We start from the raw sequence: 17,388 nt of genomic DNA, 5'->3' as shown, positions 1-17,388 counted from the left end.
AACCTATTTCGGTGCCTTTTTGGCCAGAATACGCTGCAAAGTCCGCCGGTGCATGTTCAGTCGACGCGCGGTTTCCGAGACATTCTGATTGCACAGGGCATAGACGCGCTGAATATGCTCCCAGCGCACGCGGTCGGCCGACATGGGGTTTTCGGGCGGGGCCGGGGCGTGGTCTTCCACCGCCAGTAGCGCCTTAACGACGTCATCGGCATCAGCAGGTTTCGACAGATAATCCACCGCGCCCGACTTCACTGCGGCGACCGCCGTCGCGATATTGCCGTAGCCGGTCAGCATGATGGCGCGCGCATCGGGGCGTTTGGCGTGCAGAGCCTCGACCGCTTTCAGGCCATTGCCGTCTTCAAGGCGCATATCCATCACGCCGAAAGCCGGCGGGCTCGCCTCAATGACTTTCAGTGCCTCGGCCACGCTTTCGACCGCGGTAACGGTGAAGCCGCGCGACTCCAGGGCGCGGGCCAGACGCTGACGAAACGGCGCATCGTCGTCCAGCAGCAGCAGGGTGCGGTCGGTCAGGGCGGCGATCTTCTGCTCGATGGCGGTTTTCACATCATCCATAACAAGCTCCTTATTCTACAGGTCATTCTCGGGTGGTTAATCTCTGGATAGCGGTGCGATGTCACTGCCAAAATCTTGCGAAACGATCACGTCTATCTGCTCGCGCCGCCACAGGGCGCGCACATAGGCGCCGCCGGTATCGCGATTGCCGTAGGTGACGCTGGCCCCCGTATGCTCCAGCAAGGTCTTGGCAATGAAGAAGCCCAGCCCCATGCCCCCGTGCATAGACGTCTCCGGCCGCGAGTCGTGGCCGCGCGTCGAAATATAAGGGTCACCGACGCGCGACAGGATGTCCGGCGCAAAGCCGGGACCGTCGTCTTCGATAGACAGGGTGACATAGGCCTTGCGGATACGTACGCGGACCCAGACGGCGCTGCGCGCAAAATCGACGGCGTTTTCGACGAAGGCCCCCAAGGCATGCAGCCATTCCGGTCGGCGCTTGATCGACACATAGTGTCCAGGGTCTTCGCCGTCGGGCACCTCGTCCATACTGATTTCGATATGGATGGCCTTACCTTCGTTGCGAAACGGCTGCACCGCCTCTTCGAAGAAGACGCGCAGCGGCATCTGATCGTGGACCTGATCGCGGGTTTCGGGGCGGCGGGCGAGGTTTTTGAGGATGTCGCGGCAGCGCTGGCTTTGCGAGACCAGCAGTTCCGCGTCTTCATAAAGCGCCGTGCCGGGCGTCAGGCTGCGCAGCATTTCACGCGCCACCACCTGAATGGTGCCTAAGGGCGTGCCCAGCTCATGCGCCGCCGCCGCCGCCAGCCCGCCCAGCGCCGACAGGCGGTGTTCCTTTTCCAGAACCGCCTGCGTCGCCGCCAGGGCCTGCGCCATGCGCTTGGATTCCAGCGCCGCCTGCCACGTATAGCCCGCTGTGAAGACGATACCAATGATGATGGCGGCCAGAAAGCCCAGACGATAGATTTGCGGCAGGTGAAACGCTTGTCCTTCGGGCCAAGGCAGGGGCAGCGACCAGAAGGCCATGGCGCAGGTGGCCAGCACGGCCACGGCTACCACGCCGAAGCCGTAGCGCGTCGGCAGGTTGGCCGCCGCCACCGTCGCCGGCGCTATCAGCATCAGGCAGAAGGGGTTGTCGAGCCCGCCCGTCACGGCCAGCAGGGCCGCCAGTTGCACGCAGTCAAAGCTCAGTTGCAGGGCCGCGTCCCAGTCGTCGAGACGCTGCCGCCGGTCATTGAACATCAGAAGCAGATTGAGCCACAGGCTGGCGGCAATCATAGCCAGACAAGGCCACAGGTTCAGTTCATGACCAAAGCCCAGCGACACCACGGCAATCATCACGCTCTGGCCCAGTATGGCCAGCCAGCGCAGACCGACCAGCGTGCGCAGCCTCAGGCCATCGGCCCCGTGCGACAGGGGGACGGGCGAAAAGTCAGCCCAGGAAAAGGGCGTGCGATCTTTTGCCGCAGCCGGGGGCGCGGTGAAGGAAGACAGGAAGCTGATAATCCGTTGGCGCACGTTGCGGGTTCGCCTATAGAACTTGCGGGTATGGCCCCTTTATGCGCCTTCGTGCCGCATGACCATGTGACACATTTGCGCATCTGAGACTAAGGATAGGCATAGGATGAATCGCACACGTCTGACAATCATTGTGGTATTGGTGATCGGCCTCGGCGCGCTGGCGGTCGCCATGTGGAGTTCGATGCTGGGGCAAAAGCCGGTGGCGAGCCGCACGATCGACTCGGCCTACAGCATCGGCGGGCCGTTTGCCCTGACGGATCAGTACGGCAAGCCGCAGACCGAAGCGATTTTGAAAGGCAAATGGACCGCGGTCTTTTTTGGTTTTACCTACTGCCCCGACATCTGCCCGCTGACCCTGCAATCGCTGGATCAGACGCGCAAAAAGCTGGGTAAGGACGGCGAAAACCTGCAATTCGTCTTCATCACGGTCGATCCCGAGCGCGACACCCCCGAAGTGATGAAGGCCTATCTGGACTCTGGCGGCTTCCCCAAGGGGGTTATCGGCCTGACCGGCACGCCGGAACAGATTGCGGCGGCCGCCCGCGCCTATCGCGCCACCTACAACAAGGTCGGTGAAGGCAAGGACTACACGATGAACCATACCTCGGTGGTCTATCTGATGAATCCGCGCGGCGAATTTGCGGTGCCTCTGGCGCACGGTATGTCCATCGAAAAAGCCACCAGCGACATCAAGCAGGCGATGAAGGCATATTGAGGCACTACGCCCACACGATCAGGACATCAGCTACCTTCACGGCTTTTTGTTTCGCATCTGCGAAGAGAAGACTCGTAACCTCTTGGCAGCATCCTTATGTTAGCCTTGTCCTCACGACAGACGACACGAGTTTTTTGCAATGCTGTACCTGCTGCATGAGATGGCCTACTACTCCGCCGGTCCCTGGCGCGCCGTGGCGCAGGCCAGCCGCGACTTCTGGGGCAATAAGGCCAATCCGATTGCCGAGACCGAGTTCGGGCGCAAGATGTACGCCTCGGCGGAGCTGTTCAGCACGGTGACCCGCCGCTATGGCAAGCCTGACTGGCGTCTCGATACGGTCGAAATCAACGGCACGCCGGTGCGGGTTCAGGTGGTTGAGGACTGGGCCTCGCCGTGGTGCAAGCTGATCCGTTTTCAGCGCGACCCGACCGATCTGCGGCGCGCCGGGGTCAAAAAACCTGCCCCTGCTGTGCTGGTCGTGGCGCCCCTGTCCGGTCACTACGCCACCCTGCTGCGCGGTACGGTGCAGGAATTCCTGCTCGATCACGATGTCTATGTCACCGACTGGGTCAATGCCCGTCAGGTGCCGGTTCTGGAAGGGCGTTTCGACTTCTACAGCTTTATCGACCATGTGCGCGACATGTTGCGGGCCATTGGCGCGCGGGCGCACGTCGTCGCCGTTTGTCAGCCGGGGCCGCCGGTGCTGGCCGCCGCCTGCCTGATGTCAGAAGACAAGGACCCGCTGCGTCCGGCCTCCATGACCTTTATGGGCTCGCCGATTGACGCCCGCTATAATCCGACCGTGACCAATGATCTGGCGCAGGAAAAGCCCTTCACCTGGTTCAAGTCGAACATGGTCCACACCGTGCCGCCGCCCTATCCGGGCGTAGGCCGTCGCGTCTATCCGGGCTTTGTGCAGCTCTATTCCTTTATGAGCATGAACGAGGAACGGCACAAAGACGCCCACTGGGCCTATTTCAACTCGCTGGTCGATGATGACGGCGACGGTATCGAAAAACACCTCGAATTTTATGACGAGTACCTGTCGGTGCTCGACTTGACCGAGGAATTCTACCTTCAGACCATTGATCTGGTGTTCCAGAAGTTCGCCCTGCCCAAGGGGGAGCTGATCCATCATGGCCGCCCGGTCCGCCTTGAGGCCGTGACCGATATCGCCCTGATGACGGTCGAAGGCGAAAAGGACGACATTTCCGGCGTCGGTCAGACTCAGGCCGCCCATGAGATGTGCAAGAACATCCCGCAGGAGATGCGCGAGCTTTATGTGCAGCCGGGGGCGGGCCACTATGGCGTGTTCAATGGCCGCCGTTTCCGTCAGGAAATCTATCCGCGCATCCGCGACTTCATCGCCCGCAGCGAGGCCGCGCTTTAGGTGTTGGGGCTCAAGCGGGCAAAACCGGCCTATGAGGCGGGTCAGGTCATCGACTGCGGTGACTTCCGTCTGCGTCTGAAGGTCAATGCCCGCGCCCGCCGTATCTCTTTGCGCATCGATAACAAGACGGGTGAGGCGGTGGTGACCGCGCCGCGCCCGCCTGATCTGGCTCAGGCCGTCGATTTTGCCCTCAGCCGCGCCCAATGGATCATCGAACATCAGGCGTCGCGGCCCGACAGGCTGTTCTTCACGCCCGACAGCGATATCCCCTATCTTGGGGCGCAACTGCGTCTGGTTCACTCAGGCAATGCGGCGGCGGCGCGCATGGTGGGCGGCGTCCTGACCGCGGGCGGCGAGGGTGAGGCCTTCCACCGGCGCATCGAGCGCTTTTTGCGCAAAGAGGCGCTGGAGTTTGCCCAGACCCATACGGAGATATATGCGCAAAAGCTCGGCTATGCCGATGTGAAGGTGTCACTGTTTGACGCCAAGGGTCGTTGGGGCTCATGCACGCCGGGGCGCAAGGCCATCCGCCTGAGCTGGCGGCTGATCCTCGCGCCGGAGCCCGTCTTTGCTTATGTCTGCGCCCACGAAGCCGCGCACCTGCGCCATCCCGACCATTCCGACCGCTTCTGGGCCGAGGTCGAAGGGCTGTATGGCGATTATCGCGCCGCCCGCCGCTGGCTGAAGACCGAGGGCGTGCAGCTCTTTGCCTATGGGGCTTGACTCCGGATTATAACGCACTTACTTAACCGATAAGTTATTTAACGTTTCGGTTAAGTGAATGCCTGCGTCTCCCGACCACCTGTCCGTGACTCTCAATGCTCTGGCCGATCCGACGCGCCGGGCCATTCTGGCGCGGCTGTCGCTGGGCGAAACGACGGTCAATGATCTGGCCGAACCGTTCGATATGAGCCTGCCGGCGGTGTCCAAGCATCTGAAAGTGCTGGAAAAGGCCGGTCTGATCAGCCGGGGCCGTGAAAAGCAGTGGCGGCCCTGCCGGCTGGAACCGGAACCGCTGAAGGAGGTCGATATGTGGCTCGCCAAATATCGCGCCATGTGGGAAGCGCGGCTCGACCGGCTGGAGGCCTATCTGACCCAGCTTCAGGCCGCCGCCGATACGCCGGCACTGCCGGTGGTAAAAGACAAACCCGATGATACCCAGAAGGATGACCGCACATGATCACCCTGCCCCCCGCCCCTCCGCCCTGCTGTCGGATTTCGAGGTGACCTTCCCCAGTGAAATCGACATTGTGATGTTCCGCACCTTCAAGGCGCCGCGCGCTTTGGTCTGGGAGATGTGGACCAAGCCGGAGCACGTGCGCCAATGGTGGGGCCCGCACGGTTTCCACAACGACACCTGTGAGATGGATGTGTGTCCCGGCGGCCGTTTTCGCCTCGGCATGGCGGCCCCGGATGGCACGCCCTGCCCCTGCGAAGGCACCTTTGTCGAAGTCGTTGCGCCGGAACGTCTGGTCTATGAAGGGATGCCGCACGTGCATCCGTGCGGTTCCGGCCTGCCGCCCGAATCGCGCGTGACCATTACCTTTAAAGAAGAGGGGGAGGGGACCCGCCTGACCCTGCACGCGCGCCTCCTGTCGACGGAACGCAAGGATGCGGCCATTGAACAGGGCTTTGCCGTGGGCTGGGCCGATGCCTTTGAACGCATGGAGACCTTGATGTCGGAACAACCCGCCGGGTTTGAGATTGTGACTTCGCATCGTTATGCCGCGTCCCCCGAAGCCCTGTTTGCGCGGTTTGCCGATCCGCAGCACCTCAAACAGTGGTGGGGACCGGACGGCTTTACCAACTCTATCCCGGTGTTTGAGTTCCGCGAAGGCGGCGAATTTCGCATTATCATGCACGGGCCGGACGGGCGCGATCACGACAATCACAAGCGCTTTGTCGAGATCGTTGAGAACCAGCGCATCGTCTTCGACCACCTTCAGCCGACGCATCAGTTTCGTATGACGGTCGAATATGTCGCGGACGGCGATCATACTGACATGATCTGGCGCATGGATTTTGCACCCTCCGAACAGGAGGAACTGCTCAAGACCTTCATTCCGCAGGCCAATGAACAGAACTTCCTGCGTCTGGAGACCTATCTGCAAGCCCACAAATCCTGAGGGGGAGAAAATGCTGACGTTTATTCTAGGCCTGATCGGCCTTGCCATTGCCGGGGTGTTGCTGGTCGCCGCCTTACGGCCCAACCACTTCCGGCTTCAGCGCACGGCGACCATCGCGGCGTCGCCGGAGGCTATCTATGCCGAACTGGAAGACCTGCGCCGCTGGCAGACATGGTCGCCGTGGGAAGATATCGACCCGGCGCTGCGCCGTACCTACAGCGGTCCCGCCGCTGGCACGGGGTCTGTCTATGAGTGGGCGTCAGATAATGCCAAGGCCGGTGAAGGCCGCATGACCATCACCGAAGCCCGTGTGCCGAGCAAGCTGGTCATCCAGCTCGACTTTATCAAACCCATCCGCGCCACCAATACCGCCGAATTCACCTTGCAGGCGCAAGACGGCGGCACCGTGGTGATCTGGGCCATGTATGGGCCATCCCCCTTTGTCTCGCGTCTGTTCGGCCTGATCTTCAATATAGACAAGATGATCGGGGCGGATTTCGAAAAAGGCCTGTCACGCCTCAAAACGCTGACGGAAAACCGATAAACCCCACAGAGGAGAACGTGCCGTGCGTATTGATGTCTATCTGAGTTTCAATGGCCAATGCGCCGAAGCCTTCGCCTTTTATCAGTCCGTTCTGGGCGGCGAACTGATGACCTTCCCGTTTTCCGCCGCGCCCGACATGCCCGTTGATCCGGCCTTGAAGGATTGGGTCATGCACGCCACCCTGAACACGGGTGAGGGAATCATTCAGGGCGCTGACTGCCCGCCGGAATATGGTCCGTCCAACCCGTCCGGCTTCTGCGTGTCCATTCAGCCCCATACCGTCGAAGAGACGCAGCGCATCTGGGACGGCCTGACGAAAGAGGCGAAGGCGGTGAACATGCCGATTGCGCCCACCTTCTGGTCACCCCTGTTCGGCATGTTTATCGACAAGTACGGTCAGCCGTGGATGATCAATACGGTGGCTGACGAAGCCTTCGTCGCTGCCAACACCCCACAATAAGACCACTCACAAAACAAGAATCCCTGCCGCCCTTCCGTGACCCGGAAGGGGAGGGCAGCGCTGTGCCTAGAGCGCAATCCGATAAAGGGCCATGAAAGCGTCTTGGCACTTTTCGGAAAAATTGCGCGACCAAACAAAAACTTAGAGCCGTTCGGCGGCTCAACTTAGCCGACGAAGGCTCTAATTCTCAAAGGAAACGAAAAATGACCCCGCAACCCGCAACCCCGATTGCCGACCGTGAACTGGTGCTGGAGCGCCTGTTGAAGGCCCCGCGTGCGCTTGTATGGCGCTGCTGGACCGACGCGAAGCTGTTGGCCGAATGGTTCTGCCCCAAGCCGTGGTATATTGATCAGGTCGAACTGGACGTGCGCACAGGTGGCAGCAATGCCTTCGTCATGCACGGACCCAATGGTGAGATCGTCCCCAATCGCGGTGTCTATCTCGAAGTGATCGAAAACGAAAAGCTGGTCCTCACCGACGCCTATGTAAAGGCATGGGAGCCGTCGGAAGCCCCCTTCATGACCGCCATCATCACGCTGGAAGACACGCCCGAAGGCCATACGCGCTATGTCGCCAAGGCCCTGCACTGGTCGGTCGAGACGCGCCAACAGCACGAACAGATGGGCTTTCATGAGGGCTGGGGCATCGCCACCGATCAGCTCGAAGCCCTCGCCCAATCCTTAAAGTCATAGGTGACTCATGCGCCTTCTGCCCTTCGGCTTCGGCCTTCTGGTAATGAATGCCGGACTGACCACCTGTTCGCCGCCCGCGGCGGAAAAGGTGTCCGATGCGCGGACCCTCAGGCCTGCCACCGTCCTGCCGCTTAAAACAAAATAAGGGAGACACACCATGACCCGTTCGATGACTCCGCACACTATGCGCCTGACGCGCGACCTGACCTTTCCGGTCGAAACCGTCTTTAAGGCGTGGTCGGACCCGGTGGCCAAGGCTCAGTGGTTCACCGGCCCGCCGGACTGGGAAAGCGATCCGCACGCGCTTGATTTCCGCGTCGGCGGGCACGAACGCAGCAGCGGCGGCCCCAAGGGCCAGCCGCGCCACATCATGTCGGCCGTCTTTCACGATATTGTGCCGCCCGAAGACGGGCCTCAAGGCAGAGTAGCGCGCATTATCTCCAGCTTTACCATGCACGTGGGGGACACCCTGCTCACCGCTTCGCTGCTGACGCTGGAATTCAGCACCACGGCGACCGGTTCACGGCTGAGCCTGACCGAGCAACTGGCCTTCCTCGACGGCTGTGACCACATTGCCGGACGGGAAGCCGGGACCAACGCCCTGCTCGATATGCTGGAAGCGTGGTTGAATAAACAATAAGAGCCTGGATCATTATGATTTCTGGTAGAAACATAATGATCCATCTTTTGTTTAGCCCCTCGCCGGGCGGTGGCTCCGCCACCTTGGCCGCCGCCTCAGTGGCGGCTTGAGCGGAATGATTCCAGTAGAAATCATTCCGCTAAATCCACCCGTCGGCCTTCAGCACCTTCTGATAGGAGCGGCTGACGGGGGCTTCGATATCGCCGCGCAGGGTGAGGCTGACGCGCCCGTCCTGCCGGCGGATGTCTTCGATGGCGTCGCGGGCCACCCACCACGAGCGGTGCGTCTGCGAGCCTTCGATCCCTTCCAGTTCGCGGATGGCATCGTAAAGCCGCATCAGGATCAGCGTGCTTCCGGCGCTGGTGTGCACCCGCAGATAATGGTCCTCAGCCGACAGGGCATAGATGTCGGCCTTCTGATGCTTGAAGGGTAAGCGCTCGCGAAAGGCGACGCGCGCAGGGTCAGTCTGGCTTGCGGGTTCGGTGGGCGGGGGTGTCGTGAAGGCATGGCTCTGCTGCGGTTCACGGTTGCTCAGCACATTCAGCGTCGTCATGGCGGCGGAGATAACGCCAACCGGCACAAAGAAGCGCGGATAGAGCGCGATGTCCCAGCGCATATGACCGAACAGGGGGGTAATGGCCCACACAGCCAGCGAAATGGACGGCGTCAGAAGCACGGTCAGCACGACGCCATACAGCCACGGACGTCCTTCCAGACGTAGGCGATGGCGGATGACCTTCATGCCAAAACGATCGACGCCCACCGCCACTAGCGATCCGGCCAGCATCAGCGCCGCCCAGTAGAGGAAGCGCATGACGAAGGGAATCTGGCCCGTATTGAAGGCATTGATCAGGCTTAAAAACAGGGCCATGCCCAGCGAAGCGATCAGGATACGCCCGACGCCCGATACGGTTTCCGACCAGCCAGGTTTTGCATTTGGCGAAGCGTGAACGGTCGATCCCGTCGTTTCGCGCAGTAATGCCTTCTGTTCGCGCATCCGTCTCCCCGTAGCCGATAAGCCCTGCCTAATTGCCGTGAAGCGGTCACCCCGCACAAGTCAATTTTCACGGAAACCCCTGATGTCCGCCCCTCAAACCACCTCAAAGCCGCGTTCGGCCTATTCTTTTATCTGGAAATTCATTAGCGCCCTGATCCTGACGGGCGGTCTCATCCTGATCAGCGCCCTTGCCTCCGGCGGCGATTTCAGCGCCTTTGCCCGGGTTGTTGAGGGAGCCCATCTGCACGCCCCGAACCTGCGCGCCATTGCTGAGTCGTCACTGGCGACGCAAATCCATCTGAGCACGGCGATGACGGCCTTTGTCATCGGCCTTTATCAATTGCTGGGACCGAAGGGGCGCACGCCGCACCGTCTGCTGGGCTATATCTGGCTGGCCCTGATGCTAACGGCGGCCATATCGAGCTTCTGGCTGCGCGGGCTTAACCACGGCATGTTCAGCTTTATCCATATCCTGTCGGGCTGGACGGTGGTGGTCGCGCCGATGATCCTCTATGCGGCGCGCACCAAAAACATCAAACGGCATCGCACTATGGCCACGAGCCTGTTTATGGGCGGGCTGGTTGTGGCGGGTCTGTTTGCCTTTATGCCGGGCCGCCTGCTGTGGCACGTCTTTTTCGGATAACCGGAATAACCCGCCTTAAGCGTTTGGATTTTCAAAACGACGTGCTAGGTTTGGTTTCGTAATTTGGCGGGACCCGCACTATGACCGATCAGACGCAACCGGCCCTTCCGGGATGGAAAACGCACCTCTGTCTGGTTCTGCTGCTGATCGTCTATATTTTTAATTTTGTTGATCGCCAGATCCTCTCCATCCTCGCTCAGCCGATCAAGGCCGAACTGAAGCTAAGCGATGCGCAACTGGGCTGGCTGGGCGGATTTGCCTTTGCCTTTGTCTATACCCTGCTCGGTATTCCCGCGGCGATGATCGCACAGAGGGTCGGGCGGGTACGGCTGATCACGGCGTCCCTGATTGTGTGGAGTGCAGCCACGGCGGCCTGCGGTCTGGCCACCTCGTGGCTTACCCTGGCGCTGGGGCGGTTTAGTGTCGGTGTGGGGGAGGCGGGCGGCGTCGCCCCCTCACAAAGCCTGATCAGCGACCTCTATCCGCCGGCCCATCGCGCCAGAGCCATGGCCGTCTTTTCGCTGGGCGTGCCGCTGGGATCGGGTCTGGGCATCATGTTCGGCGGGCTTCTGGCGGCGACCTTCGACTGGCGGCACGCCTTCGTCACCATTGGTCTGGCGGGCGTCGTGTTTGCGCCGCTGTTCTTCTTCGGCACGCGCCGTCATGACGTTCAGACGCAAACCGATACCGTCCCGGCGCTGGACCGACTGCGTCGCCTGATGCGCAATCGCTCGCTGTGGCTGATTTCGCTGGGCGCTTCGCTGTCGTCCGTGATTGGCTATGGGCTGATGTTCTGGCTGCCCTCGGTCTTTATGCGCTCGTTCAAGGCGACGCTGATGTCCGCCTCTTTCAGCTTTGGCCTGATCGTCCTGATCGGGGGTTCCATAGGTATTCTGGGCGGCGGCTTTGTCGCGGATCGCTTAGGCGCAAAATCGCCGCGCGCCTTCGCGCTGGTGCCTGCGGTGGCCTATCTTCTGTGCATCCCGACCTACGGGCTGGTGCTGCTGATGCCGGGCCTCGCCTTCGATACGGCGGCAGGGTTTGCTTTGCTGATCCTGGCTCAGGCGCTCGGTCTGGTGTGGATGGGGCCGGTGATCGCCAGCCTGCACCACGTGGTCGAGGCGCAGGACCGCGCGCTGGCGTCGGCCCTGTTTCTGTTTGTCACCAATATCATCGGCCTCGGCTTCGGCTCGTGGATTATGGGCGCGATTTCGGATTATTTATCATATAATTATGCGGCAAATGCGTTGAAAATGGCCGTGACCGGCGGCCTTGTCTTCTACGCGCTTGGGGCTGGTTGCTTTCTTCTGACAGCGCTTACCCTTAAGCGAGACTGGAAAACGGCCCCGATTTCCGTCTGAGCCCGCCCCGACCACGGCAAAAATCCGCGATCTTGCGGTTGCACAACGCCGGACGGGTCTTTATAACCCCACCCCGTCGGTGCGGGCAAAGACGTCCGTGCCCCCAAGGTCGCCGAGCTGTGCGCCGCACGGCTTGTATTTCCTCGCTGGTATCGCTAACACGGGCCAGCATCCCATTTGATAAGACCGGTTCAATGAACATTCACGAGCATCAAGCCAAGGCCGTACTCAAGGAGTTCGGCGTCGCCGTTCCGCGCGGCTATCCCGCCTTTTCGCCCAAGGAAGCCCTTGAGGCCGCCAAGAACCTGAAGGACGATTCCACCAAGGTGTGGGTCGTCAAGTCGCAAATCCACGCCGGTGGCCGTGGTAAGGGCCGTTTCGAAGGCCTTGGCCCCGACGCCAAGGGCGGCGTGCGCGTCGTCAAGTCGCCGGCCGACGTCGAAGCCAATGCCGATGAAATGCTGGGCCGCGTTCTTGTGACCCATCAGACGGGTCCGGCGGGCAAGCAGGTTAACCGTCTGTACATCGAAGAAGGCGCGGACATCAAAAAGGAGCTGTATCTGTCGCTCCTCGTCGATCGCGTCACGTCGCGCGTGTCGGTTGTCGCCTCGACCGAAGGCGGCATGGACATCGAAGAAGTCGCCCATTCGACCCCGGAAAAGATTCACTCCTTCACCATCGACCCGGCGACCGGCGTGTTCCCGACCCACGGTCGTACCCTGGCGCACGCTCTGGGTCTGAAGGGCGATCTGGCCAAGCAGGGCTTCAAGCTGCTTCAGCAACTGTACGCGGCGTTCAACGCCAAGGACATGGACATGCTGGAAATCAACCCGCTGATCATCACCGGCGACGATCAGCTTCTGGTGCTGGACGCCAAGGTGTCGTTCGATTCCAACTCGCTGTTCCGTCATCCGGACATTCAAGCCCTGCGCGACCTGAGCGAAGAAGATTCGAAGGAAATCGAAGCCTCGAAGTTCGACCTCTCCTATATCGCCCTTGACGGCGAAATCGGCTGCATGGTCAACGGCGCCGGTCTGGCCATGGCCACGCTCGACATCATCAAGCTCTATGGCGCGGAACCGGCCAACTTCCTCGACGTCGGCGGCGGCGCCAACAAGGAAAAGGTCACCGCGGCCTTCAAGATCATCACCTCGGACCCGAACGTGAAGGGTATCCTGGTCAACATCTTCGGCGGCATCATGCGCTGTGACATCATCGCCGAAGGCGTGATCGCCGCGGTGAAGGAAGTCGGCCTGAAGGTGCCTCTGGTGGTGCGCCTCGAAGGCACCAATGTCGAACTCGGCAAGAAAATCATCAACGAAAGCGGCCTGAACGTGATCGCCGCCGACGATCTGGCCGATGCGGCCGCTAAGATCGTCAAGGCTGTGAAGGGCTAAGGTTAGAGCAATGTCTGTACTGATCAATTCGCAAACCAAGGTCATCACGCAGGGCTTCACCGGCGCGCAAGGCACCTTCCACTCCGAACAGGCCATCGCCTACGGCACAAAGGTCGTTGGCGGCGTGACCCCCGGCAAGGGCGGCACCACCCACATCGGCCTGCCGGTGTTCGACTCCGTGGCCGAAGCCAAGGAGCGCACGGGTGCCGACGCCTCGGCCATCTACGTGCCGCCGCCCTTCGCGGCTGACGCCATCCTAGAGGCCATCGAAGCCGAAATCCCGCTGATCGTCTGCATCACCGAAGGCATTCCGGTGCTGGACATGGTGAAGGTGAAGCGCGCCCTGTCGGGTTCCAAGTCGCGCCTGATCGGGCCGAACTGCCCCGGCGTCCTGACGCCGAACGAGTGCAAGATCGGCATCATGCCGGGCAACATCTTCTCCAAGGGTTCGGTCGGCGTTGTCTCGCGTTCGGGCACGCTCACCTATGAAGCCGTGTTCCAGACGACCAATGCCGGTCTGGGCCAAACGACCGCCGTCGGCATCGGTGGCGACCCGGTCAAGGGCACCGAGTTCATCGACGTGCTGGAAATGTTCCTGGCGGACGACGAAACCAAGTCGATCATCATGATCGGTGAAATCGGTGGCTCGGCCGAAGAAGACGCCGCTCAGTTCCTGATCGACGAAGCCAAGCGCGGCCGTAAAAAGCCGATGGCCGGCTTCATCGCGGGCCGCACGGCGCCTCCGGGCCGCCGCATGGGTCACGCCGGTGCCATCATCTCTGGTGGCAAGGGCGGCGCGGAAGACAAGATCGCGGCCATGGAAGCGGCGGGCATCAAGGTGTCTCCGTCTCCGGCGGCGCTCGGCGAAACCCTGCTCAGCGTGCTGAAGGGGTAAGGCCTGTTATACCTCCCCAGCTTGCTGGGGAGGGGGACTGCACGACGCGCGAAGCGCTAGATGCGGTGGTGGGGGCTCTTGACGTCCCCTGACCTGCCGCCCGGCTCCCCGTCGGTGCAAGGAGCCATAGGTTTTATGGCTTGCCACATACTCGTCACGAAAAGCGCGTAGCCTCAGGGCTGCGCGCTTTTTTATTGCCGCAGACGAGCTGTGGACGCATAATGTGAGCGCTAACAATTTGCCCAAAAAATCGTATACGATTTTTACAGCTTAAGAGGTTCTCAACACCTCTCAAAGAGAGTATAGACCTTCCTGTCAGGCGGTGTCGTTATTGGCCGCCTCAACCCAAGTACGAAAGGGAGACGGTGTCGTAATTGGCCGTCTCGCAAGGTATAGAATGGCGGACGATTCCGGTCGGCTGAACCAGGTTTTCGCGGAAACCTCGTTCCTTTATGGCGGCAACGCCCTGTTTATCGAACAGATTCAGGAGCAGTGGGCAAAGGACCCCAGCTCTGTCACTCCGGCCTGGCGGGCCTTCTTCGATCAGCTTATGGACAACCCGACCAACGTGGCGCAGAACGCCTCGGTGGGCGGTTGGGCGCGCCCCGTCGTGGAAAAGCGCGATGAGCTGACCTCGGCGCTGGACGGGTTCTGGCCTGCCGTCGAAGCCAAGGCCGCCAAGGGCATTGCCGAAAAGAACGCCAAGGACGCCGCCGCCGGTAAGGCCGCGCCGGCCTCTGCCGCCGACCTGCAAAACGCCGCGCGCGATTCCGTGCGCGCCCTCATGCTGATCCGCGCCTATCGCATCCGTGGCCACCTTCAGGCCAATCTCGACCCGCTCGGTCTGGAGCCGAAGGGTGAGAATCCGGAACTGCTGCCGGAACACTGGGGCTTTAGCGCCGCCGACATGGATCGCCCGATCTTCATCGACGGCGTGCTGGGCCTCGAAACGGCGACGCTGAAAGAGATCATCCAGATCTTGCGCCGCACCTACTGCGCCAATGTCGGCGTGCAGTACATGCACATCTACGACACGGCCGAAAAGGCGTGGATTCAGGAGCGCATCGAAGGCCGCGACAAGGAAATCACCTTCACCAAGGAAGGCAAGATCGCCATCCTCAAGAAGCTGATCGAGACCGAAGGCCTCGAACGCTTCCTGCACCGCCGTTTCCCCGGCACCAAGCGCTTCGGCCTCGACGGCGGTGAAGCCCTGATCCCGGCGATGGAACAGATCATCAAGCGCGGTGGCAATCTGGGCGTGAAGGACCTCATTCTGGGGATGCCGCACCGGGGTCGCCTCAACGTGCTGACGGCCGTTATGGGTAAGCCCTATCGCGCCCTGTTCCACGAATTCCAGGGCGGTTCGACCGTGCCGCTCGACATCGACTCGACCGGCGACGTGAAATACCACATGGGGGCGTCTTCGGACCGCGCCTTTGACGGCAACAATGTCCACCTGTCTCTGACGGCCAACCCGTCGCACCTTGAAATCGTCAACCCGGTGGTGCTCGGCAAGGCCCGCGCCAAGCAGGCGGCGCACATCAAGGCCAAGGGCGACGGTCAGCTCGACCGCAGCCAGACCATCCCGCTGATCCTGCACGGCGATGCGGCCTTTGCGGGTCAGGGCGTGGTGGCCGAATGCTTCGCCCTGATGGGGCTGAAGGGGTACAAGACCGGCGGCACGCTGCACATCATCGTCAACAACCAGATCGGCTTCACCACCGCTCCCCGATTCTCGCGCTCCTCGCCCTATCCGTCGGATCAGGCGCTGGGCGCGCAGGCTCCGATCCTGCACTGTAACGGTGACGATCCCGAAGCCGTGGTCTATTGCGCCAAGGTCGCCACCGAGTTCCGGCAGAAGTTTGCCAAGGACGTGGTGATTGACATGTTCTGCTATCGCCGCTTCGGTCACAACGAAGGCGACGATCCGACGTTCACGCAGCCGATCATGTACGCCAAGATCAAGGACCATCCGTCCACGCGCGAACTGTACGGTCAGCGCCTGATCGCCGAAGGCGTGGCCACGCAGGCCGAAATCGACGGCTGGATCGCTGAATTCGACGCCTTCCTCAACGCTGAGTTCGAGGCGGGTAAGGAATACAAGGCGACCAAGGCCGACTGGCTGGACGGCAAGTGGTCGGGCCTCGGCCTACCCGAAGACGATGAGCGTCGCGGCTTCACCTCGGTGCCGCGCGCCAAGCTGGAAGAGATCGGTCGCAAGATCACCACCATCCCCAACGAGATCGAGGCGCACAAGACGCTGCGCCGCGTGATCGAAGGCCGCCGTCAGGCGATCGACAGCGGCGAAAATATCGACTGGGCGCTGGCTGAGCATCTGGCCTTTGGCTCGCTGCTCGACGAAGGCTTTGATGTGCGCCTGTCGGGTCAGGATTCGATCCGCGGCACCTTCTCGCAGCGTCACTCGGCCTTCATCGACCAGCGTACGGAGGAACGTTACTTCCCGCTCAACCATCTGCGTGAAGGTCAGGGCGCTTACGAAGTGATCGACTCGGCCCTGTCGGAAGAGGCGGTGCTGGGCTTTGAATACGGCTATTCGCTGGCCGATCCCAACACGCTCGTCATGTGGGAAGGTCAGTTCGGCGACTTTGTCAACGGGGCTCAGGTCGTCATCGACCAGTTCATCTCGTCGGGCGAACGCAAGTGGCTGCGCATGTCGGGCCTCGTCATGCTGCTGCCGCACGGTTACGAAGGTCAGGGCCCCGAACACTCGTCGGCGCGTCTGGAACGTTTCCTGCAACTGTGCGCCGAAGACAACATGCAGGTCGCCAACTGCACGACGCCGGCCAACTACTTCCACATCCTGCGCCGTCAGATCCACCGTCCGTTCCGCAAGCCGCTGATCATCATGACGCCGAAGTCGCTTCTGCGTCACAAGAAGGCGGTTTCGACCCTGACCGACATCTCGGAAGGTTCGTCCTTCCACCGCGTGCTGCACGACGACGCCGAGCGCCGTCCCGATGTGGCGGGTGTCAAGCTTGTGGCCGATGACAAGATCCGTCGCGTCGTGCTCTGCTCCGGTAAGGTCTATTACGACCTGCTGGATGAGCGCGAAAAGAAGGGCATCAAGGACGTCTATCTGATGCGTCTGGAGCAGTTCTACCCGTGGCCGATGAAGTCCCTGCTGACCGAGCTGGGCCGCTTCAAGAACGCCGAACTGGTGTGGTGTCAGGAAGAGCCGAAGAATATGGGCGGCTGGTCGTTCGTCGATCCGTGGCTTGAACTGACGCTCGACAAGCTGAAGATCAAGGCCAAGCGCGCTCGCTATGTCGGTCGCCCGGCCTCGGCCTCGACCGCTGCCGGTGTCATGAGCCGCCACCTGAAAGAGCTGGAAACCTTCCTGAACGAGGCCTTCGCGTAACCGCGCAGGCTGCCTGAACGAAGTTTCCTGAACCCGTCCCTATGAAGGGCGCTGCCATTGAACCCTGAGCGCGCCCTTCACCCCCTGAATTTGA

18 protein-coding genes are annotated in these 17,388 nt (G+C 61.3%); 15 read left to right on the top strand and 3 right to left on the bottom strand.

Going from position 1 to position 17,388, the window contains the following annotated elements; genetic code table 11:
- Positions 1–3: 3 nt before the first annotated feature.
- The gene (locus tag EM6_RS08565; RefSeq protein WP_126421925.1) at positions 4–573 is read right to left on the bottom strand and encodes an ActR/PrrA/RegA family redox response regulator transcription factor; all 570 of its coding nucleotides are present in this window, start codon (positions 571–573) and stop codon (positions 4–6) included.
- A gap of 36 nt (positions 574–609) precedes the next feature.
- Positions 610–2,052: an ActS/PrrB/RegB family redox-sensitive histidine kinase gene (locus tag EM6_RS08560; protein ID WP_126421923.1), complete on the bottom strand. Its 1,443-nt coding sequence runs from the start codon at positions 2,050–2,052 to the stop codon at positions 610–612.
- Between the two features lie 106 nt (positions 2,053–2,158).
- Between EM6_RS08560 and EM6_RS08555 the strand changes: the two genes are divergently transcribed.
- From EM6_RS08555 to EM6_RS08510, 10 genes are all read left to right on the top strand, one after another.
- Positions 2,159–2,770 carry an SCO family protein gene (locus EM6_RS08555; protein ID WP_126421921.1) on the top strand — a complete coding sequence of 204 codons (612 nt, stop codon included), beginning with the start codon at positions 2,159–2,161 and terminating at the stop codon, positions 2,768–2,770.
- A 139-nt stretch (positions 2,771–2,909) separates the two neighbouring features.
- Complete coding sequence (locus EM6_RS08550) at positions 2,910–4,160, top strand: polyhydroxyalkanoate depolymerase (protein WP_126421919.1); 1,251 nt, start codon at positions 2,910–2,912, stop codon at positions 4,158–4,160.
- Entirely contained in the window at positions 4,161–4,883 is a 723-nt protein-coding gene (locus tag EM6_RS08545) for a M48 family metallopeptidase (protein ID WP_126421917.1), read from the top strand.
- Between the two features lie 58 nt (positions 4,884–4,941).
- Positions 4,942–5,340 carry an ArsR/SmtB family transcription factor gene (locus EM6_RS08540; RefSeq protein WP_126421915.1) on the top strand — a complete coding sequence of 133 codons (399 nt, stop codon included), beginning with the start codon at positions 4,942–4,944 and terminating at the stop codon, positions 5,338–5,340.
- Positions 5,327–6,286: an SRPBCC family protein gene (locus EM6_RS08535; RefSeq protein ID WP_172961168.1), complete on the top strand. Its 960-nt coding sequence runs from the start codon at positions 5,327–5,329 to the stop codon at positions 6,284–6,286. Before EM6_RS08540 ends, EM6_RS08535 begins: the two co-directional genes overlap by 14 nt.
- A 10-nt stretch (positions 6,287–6,296) precedes the next feature.
- Positions 6,297–6,830 carry an SRPBCC family protein gene (locus EM6_RS08530; RefSeq protein WP_126421911.1) on the top strand — a complete coding sequence of 178 codons (534 nt, stop codon included), beginning with the start codon at positions 6,297–6,299 and terminating at the stop codon, positions 6,828–6,830.
- A 22-nt stretch (positions 6,831–6,852) separates the two neighbouring features.
- Positions 6,853–7,290 (top strand): VOC family protein, encoded by a 438-nt coding sequence (locus tag EM6_RS08525; protein WP_126421909.1) that lies wholly within the window; start codon positions 6,853–6,855, stop codon positions 7,288–7,290.
- A gap of 203 nt (positions 7,291–7,493) precedes the next feature.
- Positions 7,494–7,982: an SRPBCC family protein gene (locus EM6_RS08520; protein WP_126421907.1), complete on the top strand. Its 489-nt coding sequence runs from the start codon at positions 7,494–7,496 to the stop codon at positions 7,980–7,982.
- A gap of 7 nt (positions 7,983–7,989) precedes the next feature.
- Positions 7,990–8,127 carry a hypothetical protein gene (locus EM6_RS17475; protein ID WP_197723569.1) on the top strand — a complete coding sequence of 46 codons (138 nt, stop codon included), beginning with the start codon at positions 7,990–7,992 and terminating at the stop codon, positions 8,125–8,127.
- 12 nt (positions 8,128–8,139) lie between these two features.
- Complete coding sequence (locus tag EM6_RS08510; protein WP_197723568.1) at positions 8,140–8,622, top strand: SRPBCC family protein; 483 nt, start codon at positions 8,140–8,142, stop codon at positions 8,620–8,622.
- Between the two features lie 139 nt (positions 8,623–8,761).
- On the opposite strand, the gene EM6_RS08505 is transcribed toward EM6_RS08510, so the two are convergent.
- Positions 8,762–9,619: a LytTR family DNA-binding domain-containing protein gene (locus tag EM6_RS08505; RefSeq protein WP_126421905.1), complete on the bottom strand. Its 858-nt coding sequence runs from the start codon at positions 9,617–9,619 to the stop codon at positions 8,762–8,764.
- 82 nt (positions 9,620–9,701) lie between these two features.
- Between EM6_RS08505 and EM6_RS08500 the strand changes: the two genes are divergently transcribed.
- The 5 genes from EM6_RS08500 (at position 9,702) to EM6_RS08480 (ending at position 17,294) form a co-directional block, all read left to right on the top strand.
- Entirely contained in the window at positions 9,702–10,262 is a 561-nt protein-coding gene (locus tag EM6_RS08500) for a DUF2306 domain-containing protein (protein WP_126421904.1), read from the top strand.
- A gap of 80 nt (positions 10,263–10,342) precedes the next feature.
- Positions 10,343–11,623 carry a spinster family MFS transporter gene (locus tag EM6_RS08495; protein ID WP_126421902.1) on the top strand — a complete coding sequence of 427 codons (1,281 nt, stop codon included), beginning with the start codon at positions 10,343–10,345 and terminating at the stop codon, positions 11,621–11,623.
- Between the two features lie 194 nt (positions 11,624–11,817).
- Positions 11,818–13,020 carry an ADP-forming succinate--CoA ligase subunit beta gene (gene sucC, locus EM6_RS08490; RefSeq protein ID WP_126421900.1) on the top strand — a complete coding sequence of 401 codons (1,203 nt, stop codon included), beginning with the start codon at positions 11,818–11,820 and terminating at the stop codon, positions 13,018–13,020.
- 10 nt (positions 13,021–13,030) lie between these two features.
- Complete coding sequence (gene sucD, locus EM6_RS08485; protein WP_013477770.1) at positions 13,031–13,915, top strand: succinate--CoA ligase subunit alpha; 885 nt, start codon at positions 13,031–13,033, stop codon at positions 13,913–13,915.
- Between the two features lie 397 nt (positions 13,916–14,312).
- On the top strand, positions 14,313–17,294 hold the full coding sequence (locus EM6_RS08480; protein ID WP_126421898.1) for a 2-oxoglutarate dehydrogenase E1 component: 2,982 nt from the start codon (positions 14,313–14,315) through the stop codon (positions 17,292–17,294).
- Positions 17,295–17,388: the final 94 nt, after the last annotated feature.

Source organism: Asticcacaulis excentricus, assembly GCF_003966695.1.
Taxonomy (GTDB): Bacteria; Pseudomonadota; Alphaproteobacteria; order Caulobacterales; family Caulobacteraceae; genus Asticcacaulis; species Asticcacaulis excentricus_A.
The sequence above is the reverse complement of the archived record's forward strand: the minus strand, read 5'-3'. Positions and strand labels throughout refer to the sequence as shown.